Origin of the sequence: Gordonia sp. w5E2 (assembly GCF_036540975.1) — a bacterium.
GTDB lineage: Bacteria > Actinomycetota > Actinomycetes > Mycobacteriales > Mycobacteriaceae > Gordonia > Gordonia jacobaea.
On record NZ_CP144213.1, the window covers coordinates 411,295 to 424,189 of the forward strand.

Below are 12,895 nucleotides of genomic sequence, written 5' to 3' on the forward strand. Positions count from 1 at the left end.
CGCGAGTGCCCGACTCTGGATGGTCGGTGCGCTCCGAAGAGTTCGAGGAGACACTTGCATGGGTGGGCGTTGGAGGATCACGGCTGCGCGTCGGCGCACGGGAGGTAGTGGGTCGGTGATTCGACGATCTGCCGTGCTCGCGACCGCGCTTGTCGGATTCTCCGCGCTACTCACCGGCGTTCCCGCCGTGGCGGACGCAGCACCCGTGCCTGTCGCGCAGATCGCGAAGGTTGAGAAGCTGGGACCGCTCAGGACCGACGTCTGGGTCACGTCGCCGTCGATGAAGACGAAGATCAAGCTGTCGGTGCTGACCCCCGCAAATGCGTCAGGTCCACGACCAACCGTGTACATGCTCGACGGCGCCGGAGCGGAGGGCGACGTGAGCGACTGGATCACCAAGGGCCACGCGGGCCGCTTCTTCGCGGGCAAGAATGTCAACGTGGTGCTGCCGACCGGCGGTAAGGGCAGCTTCTACACCGACTGGCAAAAGCGCGATCCCAAAGTGGGACAACCCATGTGGGAGACCTTCCTGGCAAAGGAGCTTCCTCCGCTGGTCGACAAGAAATTCGACGGCAATGGGCGCAACGCGATCATCGGTCTGTCGATGGGCGGCCAGGCAGCATTCGCGCTGACCATCCGTCATCCGTCGACCTACAGCGGACTCGCCTCGCTGTCGGGCTGTCCGCCGGTCTCCGGCGCTGCCAACGAGGCATACGTACGCACGACGGTCGGCCGCGACGGCGGCGACGCGACGAACATGTGGGGGCCCTTCGGCTCCGCGGGCTGGGACGCTCACGATCCGGCCAAGCACCTCGACGCACTGCGCGGCAAGGACATATTCTTGGCCGCCGGATCAGGCGCCATCGGCCCGCTCGACCTGCAGCGTCGGATCGAACCCGACGAGGGCCCACCCGAGGCCGTGACGGCGTCGTCGTCGGCGCTCGAGCTGGGCGCCTACCGCTGCTCGCTGGAGTTCGCCGCGACGATGCGCGCCAACAACGTGCGCTACACCGACGGCTTCCGCCTGATCGGCACGCACACCTGGGCCTACTGGGAGCAAGACCTCCCCGCCGCCTGGCGCACCGTCTCGCGCGGCCTGTACTGAGCCGCACGGCGCACACTCGGCTGTTTTAGGCGCCCACTCGGCCGTATGGGGCGCCCACTCGACGGTGACCGCACGGTCGACTGGGCGCTCGGGACCGTCGACTGGGCGTCTTATCCCGTCGACTGTGCGCTCGGGACTGTCGACGGTGCGCTCGGGACCGTCGACTGGGCGCTCCAGACCGTCGAATGGGCGTCTTATCCCGTCGACTGTGCGCCTTATCCCGCCGAGTGGTCCTCGGCCCAGCGGGTGGCGAAGGTTAGGAAGGCGTCGTTATCCTCGGCCTCGGTGACGGTCACGCGCACGCCGTCGCCGGCGAAGGGTCGGATGATCACGCCTGCGTCGCGCGCGGCGGCAGCGAAATCGGTTGTCGCGTCGCCGAGTTCGATCCAGACGAAGTTCGCCTGCGTCGCCGGGACGCGATATCCCATGTCGCGCAATTGCTCTGCGACTCTGGTGCGCTCCTCGACGATCGCCTCGGTGCGCGCGAGCAGCTCGTCGTCGGCGTCGAGGCTTGCGATGGCCGCGGCCTGGGCCACCGAGTTCACGGAGAACGGTACGTGAGCCTTGCCGAGCGCGGTGATGACCTCGGGATGCGCGATCGCATATCCGACGCGCAGCCCCGCGAGTCCGTACGCCTTCGAGAATGTCCGCAGCACAACCAGATTGGGATACTCGCGGTGCAGTTCGATGGCGTCGTACGCCTGCGTCTGCGACGGTCGCATGTACTCGAAGTACGCCTCGTCGAGAGCAACGACGACGTCGCTGGGAACCTTCGCCAGGAACGTCCGCAGGCTGTCGGCGTCGACGATGGTCCCCGTCGGGTTGTTCGGGTTGCAGACGAAGATCAGGCGTGTGCGGTCGGTGATCGCGTCGGCCATCGCGGGGAGGTCGTAGCTGAGCTCGTCGGTCAGTGGGATCTGCACGGGCACAGCTCCGACGAGACGGGTCGCCAGGGGATAGGTCTCGAACGACCGCCACCCGAACAAGACCTCGTCGCCCGGCTCGCACGTGATTGTCACGAGGTTCTGGCACAGGCTGACCGAGCCGCAGCCGACCTGGATCTCGTCCTCGGTCACGCCCAGACGCTTGGCGAGCGAGGCCGTCAACTCCACCATGCCGTTGTCGGGGTAGCGGTTGATGGTCTGCAGCGAGTCGGTGATGGCCTGCTCGACGCTGGGCAGCGGCCCGAACGTCACCTCGTTGCTCGCGAGTTTGATCGCGCCGGGAAAAGTGGCACCGGGCACGTAGACGGGCAGTTCTTCGAGGTGAAGGCGAAGGCGGAAACTCACACGTCAAATGTAGGACGCGAGCGTGCCCATGCCGAAACCGGCTCATGCGAGACGCCGTCTGCCCGTGCTCCACGACGCCTTTGCGAGGGTCTGTCCATGCAGGTCGTCGCGCCCCGTAGCTCGCGGTTTGCTTCGGACTGATGACCGTGTGTAATCTTTCCACTCGGCAGTTCGAAAGGACTCCGCCAAGGAGGCGTGCCAGAGCGGCCGAATGGGACTCACTGCTAATGAGTTGTCTCGCTAAAACGGGACCGGAGGTTCAAATCCTCTCGCCTCCGCCACCGCAGTCAGCCTCGACCGCGGAGAACTGAATAACGCTACGCGCCCGTAGCTCAACGGATAGAGCATCTGACTACGGATCAGAAGGTTTGGGGTTCGAATCCCTACGGGCGCACCACACACTCCCCGTCACCGGTACTCGGTGGCGGGGAGTTTGTCGTCGACGGATCGCGTCCGGCGTCGACCGGAGCGCAGGTCTGCACATGGTCTCGCCGAGGTCACTGTTGTGAATCGGACACTGAGAATCTGCAATCATCGGTGATGTACTGAAGTGGCAGAAGTGCTTGATGTGACATCCGGTCCCGAGTCGTACGACGAGAGGAACTCTATGCCTTCGCCCATTGCAAAAATCACTGCCGAGTTGTTCGGCACGTTCTGGCTGGTCTTCGGCGGTTGCGGTACCGCGATCTTTGCCGCGAAAGAGGTGGCCGTCGGTGACGACACCGGCACCCGAATCCAGGTGGGTGTCGGCTACCTCGGCGTCGCCCTCGCCTTCGGTCTCACCGTGGTCACAATGGCGTACGCCCTCGGTCACATCTCCGGAGGCCACTTCAATCCCGCCATCACGCTCGGTGCATGCGTCGGCGGACGTACTCCGTGGCGCGACCTGCCGGGCTACTGGGTCGCGCAGATCGTCGGCGGTCTGCTTGCGGGCCTCGCCCTCTGGGGTATCGCCTCGGGCAAACCGGGGTGGTCGCGTGAGGGGAATATGGCTGCCAATGGCTACGCCGAGCACAGCCCCGGCAACTACACGCTTGTCGCGGTCATCGTGGCCGAGATCCTGCTGACCGCGTTCTTCCTGATCGTCGTGCTCGGCGCGACGGACGTCCGTGCACCAAAGGGTATGGGCGCCTTGGCAATCGGCTTGGCGCTGACCCTCATCCACCTCATCTCGATCCCGATCTCCAACACGTCGGTCAACCCCGCACGCTCGACGGGCGTCGCCTTCTTCAACGGCAACGGCGCACCGGGACAGTTGTGGGTGTTCTGGGTTGCCCCGCTCGTCGGTGGCATCATCGGCGGCTTGCTCTACCCGCTCCTGTTCGAGGACGGACGCTTCAAGTTCGCGCCCGTGCAGAACACCGTCTAACCGAACACACACGACGGCCGGCCCGGGCGCGATGCCCGTGGCCGGCCGTCGCGTCGTCGTGGCGGTCCGTATCGTCGGGATCAGGGATTGCGGCGTCAGGGATGTCGGCAGGCAGTGGAGACGGGAGCGTCAGCATGGGACAGCAGGAGGCGGGGCCGCGGCCCGAGGACCTCTATCGCGCGCCGCTGATGCCTGGCCTCTACCCGCCGCTCGGATTCGCCCCCGACGGCACGCCGCGGTTCGTGCCCGGCCAGCAGCCCTCGCAGACTGCCGCCGGACCCCAGACCTCCGCGCCCGGAGGCGCGACACCCCCACACGGTGGACCCCCACCCGACGAAACAGGACCCGACCCAACGGACTTCGACGACGAGCGGCGTCAGCCGAAGTCGCCGGGAAAGTTCGGCACGGGAGTGGTGTTCGCGCTGGTCGCAGCCGTCGTTCTCGGTTTGGTCTTCTACGGATTCTCGCTGATACGGCAATCCGGCGCACAGTCGCAGGACGCGCCCGCGACCCTGACGATCGTCGACCCCACCGTTCCCGACGTCCCGACCCAGCAACAGCAGCCGGGCAACCCGATGCTCCCGCCCGGCGCGACGCCTGCACCGCGCGACAGCGACACCGCGGGCCGATCCGTCACCTACGACGCGACCATCGAGGGCAGCGGGACCATCCTCTACGTCGACGACGTCGGCCTGCGCAGCGAGTTCACCCCACCGCCCACGTGGCACCTCGAGTTCACCGCGGGATCGGCGCCGCTACGACTGCTGGTCCTCGCCGGACAGAACAGCTCGGCGTCGTGTGAGATCAAGGTCGACGGCCAGAGCGTCTCGATTGATCGGGTCGACGCAGGGTCTGCCCGACGGACCGCTTCGTGCCGCGCGTGACCGTAACGAAGTGATGGAGACCGGCATCCGATGTGTGTAGCGGCCTCTCGCTCGCTACCGTAGACGCGTGAGTACAACCCCAGCCCCTGATCACGACACCGCAGCGAGCGGCGGATCGGTCGACACCGCTCCGGTTCGGGAGTACAAGACGATGATCACCTGGCGTGGTGTCGGAGTCGACAGACTCGAGCAGGTACGCCTGCACGTGTCCGGGCTGCGCATCAAGGCATACGGTCGGATCATCTCGGCGGCTACCGCCGACTCGGAGGCGTTTTCCGCCTCGTACGAGCTGATCACCAACGACGCGGGCGTGACGAAGCGACTCTCCATCCACCTCCTCCGGGAGAGCGGCGAGAGCCAACTCGGACTCTCCCACGACGACGAGAACCTCTGGCTCGTGCGCACCAACGGAGACACCATCCGCAGTGACTTCGACGGCGCGCAGGACGTCGACCTGGCCATGTCGCCGATGTTCAACGCGCTGCCCATCCGTCGATTCGGCCTGAACACAGCACCGACCGACGTCGAGATCCCGGTGGCGTACGTCTACCTGCCGACCGGCGAGGTCAAGCCGGCGCAGATGCACTACACCTCGGGACCCGACGGCATCGACGTCGTCTCGCCGATCGCGACGGCCAAGATCACCGTCGACGACAACGGCTTCGTCGTGAACTACTCGGGACTGGCCGAGCGCGTCTGAGGGGTCACCCCAGCCAGACTCGCCCCTCGTGGGCCTGTTTACGCATGTCCGACGCCCAGCCGGGCGCGCCGACGCTGACCCCGACAATCGGCTCCCGACCCCGCGCCGCCATCTCCTCGTAAGCCATGCGCGCGCGATGTCCGTCGTCGATCAGAGCGGCAACGCTGCCGGAGTCGCGCAGTTCGTCGCGTGCCTGGACGAGACGGTCGATCGCCTCGCTGAGTGCGTTGAGTACGGCGATGTCGTTGGCCTCGATCATGGCGCGCTGCAGCGTGGGTTCGGTCGCGGCAACGCGCGTCCCGTCCCGGAAACTGCCTGCTGCCAGGCGTAACGCAAGGTTGCTCTCGCCCGCGCCGACGGCGGCGGTGTCCGCGGCAAGCAGGTGTGGAACGTGCGAGATCGCCGCGACGGCCCGGTCGTGTGCGTCCGGCGCCGCGGGGACGACAACCGCTGACACCTCCAACGCGAGCTCTGCCACCGCGGTCCAATCGTCGGCGTCCGTGTCGTCGGACGTGGTGACCATCCACATCGCATCGGTGAACAGCGTCGGATCGCATGCGTCCCATCCGGACCGGCTCGTCCCGGCCATCGGGTGCCCTCCGACGTAGCGCGCGTGTGGATGAAGCCTCGAAACCTTTTCCGCCACAGCCTGTTTGACGCTGATGACGTCGGTGAGCAGGCATCGCGGTGCCGTTTCGGCGATTGCACTCAGCAGCGGCTCGATCGTCGTGACCGGGGTGGCCAGCACGATGATCGCGTCGTCGGCTGCCGCGCGTTGCAGCGTCGCAACCAGATCCGACGAGGCGTCGTATCCAGAATTCGACGCCGCGTCGACGGTTGCCTCGGAGCGGTTGTAGCCGAACACGTCACGACCGGCCGCCGCCAGGGCCTGCATGAACGACCCGCCGATCAGTCCGAGGCCGAGGATGCAGACCGGTCGTCGAGTCGTCGCCGTCGTCTGTGATTCCTGCGCGGTCTGCGGTTGGCTGCCCTGCTTGTCTTCGGTCACAAGGTCCAGATTCGCACATCGGTCTCGGGTCTCGGAGCGCGTGGCGACGGAGTGTAGGCGACCTGAGTCGGAAGGGGATTGGGGCGGGCGTCGATTCTCGACTACCGTGAGCGTCATGGCAGGTGCCGGCGCTGGGGTTTCGGACTCCAACAAGCAGCAAGCGATCGACGATATCGAGGGTTTCGCGGTAGCCGTGGTCCGCGAGGATGCCGCTTGGAAGGTCAAGGCGCTCGACGAGTCTGCCCTGACCGACCTGTCCGCCGCCGAGACGCAATTGCGTGAACTGCGGGCAGCGGGTGCCGTGTTCGGGCTCCTCGACATCGACGACGAATTCTTCATCGTCGTCCGCCCGGCCCCCGGCGGTGCGCGACTGCTGATCTCCGACGCGACCGCCGCGATCGACTACGACATCGCCGCCGACGTCCTCGACGCCATCAACGTCGACGTCCCCGATCTCGACGACGACGAGCTCGACGACATCGACCCGTGGGAGGAAGGCGACCTCGGCGTGCTCTCCGACCTCGGACTTCCCGACGCGGTGATGGGCGTGATCGTCGGCGATACCGACCTCTACGCCGACGAGCAGATCGGCATGATCGCCGCGCGACTCGGATTCGCCGACGAACTGTCGAAGGTGCTCGACTCGCTCGGACACTGAAGGCTCCGCAGGTGAACGGCGGGCGTGACGCGTCGCGCGTTCGGGATCAGATGAGCCTGTGGGATCAGATGATCGGTGAGGCGCTGTCTGCTGCCGTCGACTCCTCCGGACCCGACGACGTCCCCATCGGAGCCGTGGTCTTCGACCCGGCGGGCGTCGAACTCGCGCGTGCCGGGAATCGCCGTGAACTCGACGCCGACCCGACCGCCCACGCCGAGATCCTCGTGCTACGTGCCGCCGCGCGCGCCTTCGGTGACGGGTGGCGGCTGCCCGGATGCACAATCGCGGTCACCGTCGAGCCATGCACCATGTGCGCCGGAGCGATCACGCTCTCACGCGTCGACTCACTGGTCTTCGGCGCTTGGGAACCCAAGACCGGCGCCGTCGGGTCGCTGTGGGACGTCGTCCGCGACCCTCGCCTCGCCCACCGCCCGCAGGTCCGCGGCGGGGTGCGGGAGGCGGAGTGTCGAGAGCTGATGGTCGGCTTCTTCGACACGCGCCGTGAGGGCTGAGCCGTCGACTGGGCGCTCGAGACCGTCGACTGTGCGCTCGAGACTGCCGACTGTGCGCCCCTGGCCGTCCCGTCACGGCGTGACGACGGCACGCTCCGGTCCGTCGTAGCTCCACGCCTTCTCGACGTCGTCGATCCCGAACGCTGCGTAGGGCACCTGCAGGGCGCCGGACGCGATCGCGTCGATGACCGCTGGTATCGAGCGCATCTGCTGCTCGGCCGACACCGAACCCGCCCCGCTGCCCGAGATGGTGATGTTCCGCGATCGCAGGAGCGTCGACGGTACTGCGGCGTGCGCCCCGGCGAGCGACCCGATCTGTACGTACGAGATGTGAGCGTCGTCTTCGTGCAACCCTTGCCGTCCGAGTGCCGCGAACGTGGCCTCGGCGATCGGGCCCCAGACGTAGTCGAGGACGAGGTCGGGCGTCGACGCGGCAACGGCCTCAGCTAGCGCGCCTGCAGGATCGTCGACATCGAGTTCGACGGCGTCGACGTCGGGCGCGCGCAGGCTGCGCAGTACCGCCTGGTTCCGGCCGGCGGCGATGATGCGCTCGGCGCCCAGGGTCCGAGCGCTCTGAACCGCCAGGCGACCCGACATCCCCGTCGCACCCAGGATCAGCACGGTCCCCAAGCTGCCGTGTGCGTCGCGGTGGGCGTGCAGCGGAAGCCATCCTGAGCCCGCAGGATTGACCCCTGCGGCCACTGCGAGCGGGTCGGCGTCGTCGGGGACAGGAAATCCGCCCTGTGCAGCCATGCGCTCGGCCATCGTGCCCCACGGAGGCGCGATGCGTCCGGTGTAGCGCAGAGAACCGTCCGCTGCGCGCACCACGGCGTCGATGCCGGGTACCTGGGGATATATGCCGGAACTTCCGTAGTGGCGGCCCGCCGCCAATGACCTGACGATCTGGTGCAGGCCTGCGCCTACGAGCTCGAAGAGCTCGGTTCCCGCGACGACCTGCGGTTCGTCGAATGTTCCGGGCACCGGGGTCCGTCCGGCTTCGGTGATGATTGCTGCCTTCATGACGAGTCTCCTTAACTTAGTTAAATTGGAACTGCATCCAGACTCCCTTAACTTTGTTAAGCTGTCAACCGTGCCGACAGGAAGACCCAAGGGGCTGAACCGCGCCGACATCGTGCAAGCGGCGTTGGACCTCCTCGACGAGAAGGGCATCGACGCCGTCACGGTCCGCGCCGTGGCGACCCGACTCGGAGTCAAGGCGCCCGCGCTTTACTGGCACGTCGAGAACAAGCAGGCGCTGCTCGACGAGATGGGCACCGAGATTCAACGTCGGGTGATCGCCGAACTCCGTGCGCAACCGATGGGGGTCTGGCCCGAATCGGTGGCGACCTACGCGCGCGTACTTCGTCGCGAGTACCTCGCGCATCGCGACGGAGCGCGCACGTTCAGCGGAACGCGATTGACCGACCCGGAGGTGCTGCGCGCGCAGGAACCGTGGCTCGAGCAACTCGTCGCGTCGGGCGTCGATCTGGAAAGGGCTGTGAGCGCAGTCGAATTCGTGACAGCTTTTGTCGTCGGATTCGTCATCGAAGAGCAGGAGCGCGCTCAATCGGGGGAGCCGCGCTATTCACTGTCGGATCGGACCGAGATGCTCGGGGACGACGTCCCGCTGGTCGTGGAGGCCGGCCGAGTTCTCTTTGGCGATCGTGAGCAGCGATTCGAGCGCAACCTCGATGCCATCGTCGACGCGCTCCGGCGGGCTACCACCTGATCGCTGGGGGTGTCGAGACGTGCATAAACCAGGGTTCTCACCGAAAGACACAGTCGCCGCGGTGTGGCAGGTTGGTAACCGAGCGTGGAGCATCGGGCTCTGCATGGCGAGGAGTCGACATCATGAGTGAATCAAGCGACAAGATCAACGAGGCCGTGGAGTCGGTCAAGGGCAAGATCACCGAGTTCACGGAGAACGAGAAGGTTCAGGATGCGGTGGGCACAGCGAAGGAGAAGTTGACCGAGTTCACCGAGAACGAGAAGGTTCAGGATGCGGTGGGCACGGCGAAGGAGAAGTTGACCGAGTTCACCGAGAACGAGAAGGTTCAGGGCGCTGTGGGCACGGCGAAGGAGAAGTTCGGCGAGATCAAGGACAAGCTCCTCGGCAAGTGAGACCTGCCCTCGATCGAGAACGTCATCGGAGTCCAGGTGTGTGCGAGGGTGATTCGGACAGGCTTCGACGCGGACAGATTTCGATCTAACAGGCGTACTTCGACGGTGTGTACGGTGGGTTTCAGGAGACGCGAAAACCGCGCTCTGGTTCGCACACGCGAAGGAGAGTTCTATGGCAACCACTGATGATGCACAGAACAAGGCAGAAGAGCTCAAGGGTCGGGGCAAGGAAGCTGTCGGAAGCCTGACCAACAACGATGACCTCAAGAACGAGGGCAAGGGCGACCAGGCTGTAGCCGAGGGCAAGCAGAAGGTGTCTGAGGTTGCCGACAAGGTCAAAGAAGGCGTCGACGGCCTGAAGAACAAGCTCACCGGCCACTGAGCCGTTCGGCGTGGTGAGTGACATGCGCTTCGCTGACCTGCTGATTTAGTGTCAGACGCCAGCTGCGGTACAGTCTTCCGCGGTGGCGTGTCCGAGCGGCCGAAGGTGCAGCACTCGAAATGCTGTGTGCGGTAACCCCGTACCGAGGGTTCAAATCCCTCCGCCACCGCCAGAAATACCCCCTCACCTACACAGGTGAGGGGGTATTTCGCTGTCTGGAACCGAGCGGCGCCGCCTCGGCTCTCCCGTTTTCAGTCATTTCTGAACGGTCCCGACGAGCCGACCTGGGCTTTTGTCGCCGGGCGCCTCTCAAAATGACTGAAAACGGGAGAGGTCCGGAACGTCTTCGGATAGAACAGGTCCACACGCCCTGTCAGGCGGGAAACGACGGCCTCAGTGCTCCGTCGAGAACCCCGCGCGCCGACGGTGTGCTTCCAGCGCGAGCGTGACGAGGCGGTCGATGAGGTCGGGGTAGGCGATCCCGGTGGCCTGCCACAGCTTCGGGTACATCGAGCCCGGGGTGAATCCGGGAATCGTATTGACCTCGTTGAGCAGCCAACCGCGGCCGTCCTCCTCGTAGAAGAAGTCGACCCGCGCCATGCCCGCGCACCGCATGGCGAGGAACGTCTTCGCTGCGAGCTCACGGACCTCGCGCACCGCCTCGTCGCTCAGCGGCGCCGGGATCACCAGCTTGGCCGCGCCGGTGATGTATTTGTCCTCGTAGTCGTAGAACTCGCTGCCGGAGATGATCTCGCCCGGCACCGACGTCTCGGGGCTCTCGTTGCCGAGCACAGCAACCTCGACCTCACGCCCGGACACGAACTCCTCGATCACCACGACGTCGTCGTAGCGCAGTGCCAGGTTGATCGCGTCGTCGAGTTCGGTTGCGTTGTGCGCCTTGGTGATTCCCACCGACGACCCGAGGTTGGCCGGCTTGACGAACAGCGGCAGGCCCAGCTCCTCGATGGCGCGGAACGCGACGGTGCGCGGGTCGTCGACGCCGTCGCGGTATTCGATCCACCGGCACTGCGGGATTCCCGCCTGCGCGGCGATGACCTTGGCCATGCCCTTGTCCATACACGCTGCGGAGCTGAGCACACCGGCGCCGACGTAGGGCAGCTTGAACAGCTCGAGCATTCCCTGGATCGTGCCGTCCTCGCCGTGCGGGCCGTGCAGCAGCGGCAGCACAACGGTGATCGCTCCGTCGGAATCGGCCTGTAGCTCGCGCAGCGGGTCGACGACGGTGCCCGCGATGTCGAGTGCATCGGGCAGCGGTGTCTTGTCGGCCAGTGAGGCGATCACCTTGTCGTTGCGGACCCAGGTCCCGTTCTTCGCGATACCGATCGGGACGACGCTGTACTTGGCCGGATCGGCTGCTGCCAGCACGTGCGCCGCGGTCACGCGCGACACATCGTGCTCGGCGGACACGCCGCCGTAGAGAACAACCAGGCGAAGCAGGGGAGTCGACATGGGTCACACGATACGTCGACGCCTCGCCGCGCTCTCCCCGGCGTGCGGGGCGTTTTGCTCCTTCCTCTAGCGTTGAGTCGTGCACATGCAGGCAAATGAGGTGGCGGACGCGGTTGGCGGTCAACTCGTCGGAAACGACGTGACGGTCGACGGCGCGACGATCGACTCGCGCGCGGTGCGGTCCGGACAGCTGTTTGTCCCGGTCGTCGCTGCTCGCGACGGACACGACTTCATCGAGGGCGCGGTGTCGGCGGGAGCGGGCGCCTACCTCACCTCGACCGGCCCTGTCGAGGGCGTCGAGGCCCCGGCCATCACCGTCGTCGACACCGCGCTCGCACTCGCCGACCTCGGCCGCGCAGCGCGGCGTCGACTTCCCGAACGGGTGGTTGGGATCACCGGGTCGGTGGGCAAGACGTCGACCAAGGATCTGCTGGCCGGACTGCTCTCCACGACGTTCCGCACGGCCGCGAGCGAGAAGTCGTTCAACAACGAACTCGGCCTACCGCTCACCCTGTTCAACGCCCCCGACGACACCGAGGCCGCGGTCGTCGAGATGGGTGCGCGCGGGGTCGGGCATATCGAGTTGCTGTGTTCGATCGCCCACCCGACCGTCGGCATCATCACCCGGGTCGAGGGCGTGCACCTCGAACTCTTCGGCAGCATCGAGGCCGTCGCGCGTGCGAAAGGTGAACTGGTCGAGGCACTTCCGGCCGACGGCATCGCCGTGCTCAACGCCGACCACGAGCGCGTCGCGGCAATGGCATCCCGCACGTCCGCGCAGGTGCTGACCTACGGCCTCACCCCCTCGGCAGACGTCGTGGCCACCGACATCGTCGTCGACGATCAGCTCCGTGCATCGTTCCGCCTGCACACGCCGTGGGGCAGCACGCAGGTGTCGCTCGCGGCGCGCGGCGAGCATCAGGTGTCCAACGCGCTCGCCGCCGCGGCGGCAGCGGGCGGGCTCGGCGTACCCGTCGAGTCGATGCCCGCCGGGTTCCTCGACGCCGCGCTTTCGGGTCTGCGCATGGAGCTCTCCACCACGGCCGACGGCGTCGTCGTGCTCAACGACGCCTACAACGCCAACCCGACGTCGATGTCGGCCGCGCTGCGCTCCCTGGCGGCCCTCGATGCTCGACGACGCTTCGCCGTGCTGGGAACGATGGCAGAACTCGGACACGATTCAGCCGCCGAGCACGAGGCGATCGCGACCCAGGCCGACTCACTCGGCGTCACGGTGATCGCCGTCGACGAGCCCAGCTACGGCTCGACGGCCACCCACGTCGCCGACATCGACGCCGCCGTCGCAGCACTCGACGGACTCGAGCGCGGCGACGCGGTCCTGGTCAAGGGCAGCCGCGTCGCAGCGCTCGAGCGGGTCGCCGAAAAGCTGGGCTGA

At 66.5% G+C, this 12,895-nt stretch carries 14 protein-coding genes and 3 tRNA genes; 13 read left to right on the forward strand and 4 right to left on the reverse strand.

The features are described from left to right. Nucleotides 1-58 precede the first annotated feature (58 nt). Complete coding sequence (locus RND64_RS01695; protein ID WP_331436411.1) at nt 59-1,105, forward strand: alpha/beta hydrolase; 1,047 nt, start codon at nt 59-61, stop codon at nt 1,103-1,105. Between the two features lie 215 nt (nt 1,106-1,320). Here RND64_RS01695 and hisC read toward each other — a convergent pair whose 3' ends face one another. Next, nucleotides 1,321-2,394, reverse strand: coding sequence for a histidinol-phosphate transaminase (gene hisC / locus RND64_RS01700; RefSeq protein WP_049700156.1), 1,074 nt, complete (start codon nt 2,392-2,394; stop codon nt 1,321-1,323). A gap of 189 nt (nt 2,395-2,583) precedes the next feature. On the opposite strand from hisC, the gene RND64_RS01705 reads away from it, so the two are divergent. The 5 genes from RND64_RS01705 to RND64_RS01725 all read left to right on the forward strand — a co-directional run bounded on the left by RND64_RS01705 (nt 2,584) and on the right by RND64_RS01725 (nt 5,347). Then, nucleotides 2,584-2,675, forward strand: a tRNA-Ser gene (locus RND64_RS01705). A gap of 40 nt (nt 2,676-2,715) precedes the next feature. Next, nucleotides 2,716-2,791, forward strand: a tRNA-Arg gene (locus RND64_RS01710). A 210-nt stretch (nt 2,792-3,001) separates the two neighbouring features. Continuing rightward, the gene (gene aqpZ, locus RND64_RS01715; RefSeq protein ID WP_049700155.1) at nt 3,002-3,763 is read left to right on the forward strand and encodes an aquaporin Z; all 762 of its coding nucleotides are present in this window, start codon (nt 3,002-3,004) and stop codon (nt 3,761-3,763) included. 134 nt (nt 3,764-3,897) lie between these two features. Next, entirely contained in the window at nt 3,898-4,647 is a 750-nt protein-coding gene (locus RND64_RS01720; RefSeq protein WP_049700293.1) for a hypothetical protein, read from the forward strand. Nucleotides 4,648-4,798: 151 nt separating this feature from the next. Next, nucleotides 4,799-5,347 carry a putative glycolipid-binding domain-containing protein gene (locus tag RND64_RS01725; RefSeq protein ID WP_049700292.1) on the forward strand — a complete coding sequence of 183 codons (549 nt, stop codon included), beginning with the start codon at nt 4,799-4,801 and terminating at the stop codon, nt 5,345-5,347. A 4-nt stretch (nt 5,348-5,351) separates the two neighbouring features. Here RND64_RS01725 and RND64_RS01730 read toward each other — a convergent pair whose 3' ends face one another. Beyond that, nucleotides 5,352-6,356 carry a prephenate dehydrogenase gene (locus RND64_RS01730; RefSeq protein ID WP_082938005.1) on the reverse strand — a complete coding sequence of 335 codons (1,005 nt, stop codon included), beginning with the start codon at nt 6,354-6,356 and terminating at the stop codon, nt 5,352-5,354. Between the two features lie 115 nt (nt 6,357-6,471). Between RND64_RS01730 and RND64_RS01735 the strand changes: the two genes are divergently transcribed. Then, nucleotides 6,472-7,014: a tRNA adenosine deaminase-associated protein gene (locus tag RND64_RS01735; RefSeq protein ID WP_005208124.1), complete on the forward strand. Its 543-nt coding sequence runs from the start codon at nt 6,472-6,474 to the stop codon at nt 7,012-7,014. A gap of 50 nt (nt 7,015-7,064) precedes the next feature. Continuing rightward, nucleotides 7,065-7,526, forward strand: coding sequence for a nucleoside deaminase (locus RND64_RS01740; RefSeq protein ID WP_082938012.1), 462 nt, complete (start codon nt 7,065-7,067; stop codon nt 7,524-7,526). Nucleotides 7,527-7,598: 72 nt separating this feature from the next. Here the strand turns inward: RND64_RS01740 and RND64_RS01745 are convergent, their stop codons facing one another. Continuing rightward, a complete protein-coding gene (locus RND64_RS01745) occupies nt 7,599-8,546 on the reverse strand; it encodes an NAD-dependent epimerase/dehydratase family protein (RefSeq protein WP_270484761.1) in 948 nt (315 codons plus the stop codon). Nucleotides 8,547-8,616: 70 nt separating this feature from the next. Between RND64_RS01745 and RND64_RS01750 the strand changes: the two genes are divergently transcribed. The 4 genes from RND64_RS01750 (at nt 8,617) to RND64_RS01765 (ending at nt 10,201) form a co-directional block, all read left to right on the forward strand. Continuing rightward, nucleotides 8,617-9,255, forward strand: coding sequence for a TetR/AcrR family transcriptional regulator C-terminal domain-containing protein (locus RND64_RS01750; RefSeq protein WP_270484758.1), 639 nt, complete (start codon nt 8,617-8,619; stop codon nt 9,253-9,255). Nucleotides 9,256-9,377: 122 nt separating this feature from the next. Continuing rightward, on the forward strand, nt 9,378-9,647 hold the full coding sequence (locus tag RND64_RS01755) for a hypothetical protein (RefSeq protein ID WP_049700152.1): 270 nt from the start codon (nt 9,378-9,380) through the stop codon (nt 9,645-9,647). A 172-nt stretch (nt 9,648-9,819) separates the two neighbouring features. Then, a complete protein-coding gene (locus tag RND64_RS01760) occupies nt 9,820-10,029 on the forward strand; it encodes a CsbD family protein (protein WP_049700151.1) in 210 nt (69 codons plus the stop codon). A gap of 81 nt (nt 10,030-10,110) precedes the next feature. Beyond that, nucleotides 10,111-10,201: transfer RNA gene (locus tag RND64_RS01765), tRNA-Ser, on the forward strand. 221 nt (nt 10,202-10,422) lie between these two features. Here RND64_RS01765 and RND64_RS01770 read toward each other — a convergent pair. After that, complete coding sequence (locus RND64_RS01770) at nt 10,423-11,499, reverse strand: D-alanine--D-alanine ligase family protein (protein ID WP_331436412.1); 1,077 nt, start codon at nt 11,497-11,499, stop codon at nt 10,423-10,425. A gap of 85 nt (nt 11,500-11,584) precedes the next feature. On the opposite strand from RND64_RS01770, the gene RND64_RS01775 reads away from it, so the two are divergent. Continuing rightward, complete coding sequence (locus RND64_RS01775; protein WP_039856685.1) at nt 11,585-12,895, forward strand: UDP-N-acetylmuramoyl-tripeptide--D-alanyl-D-alanine ligase; 1,311 nt, start codon at nt 11,585-11,587, stop codon at nt 12,893-12,895.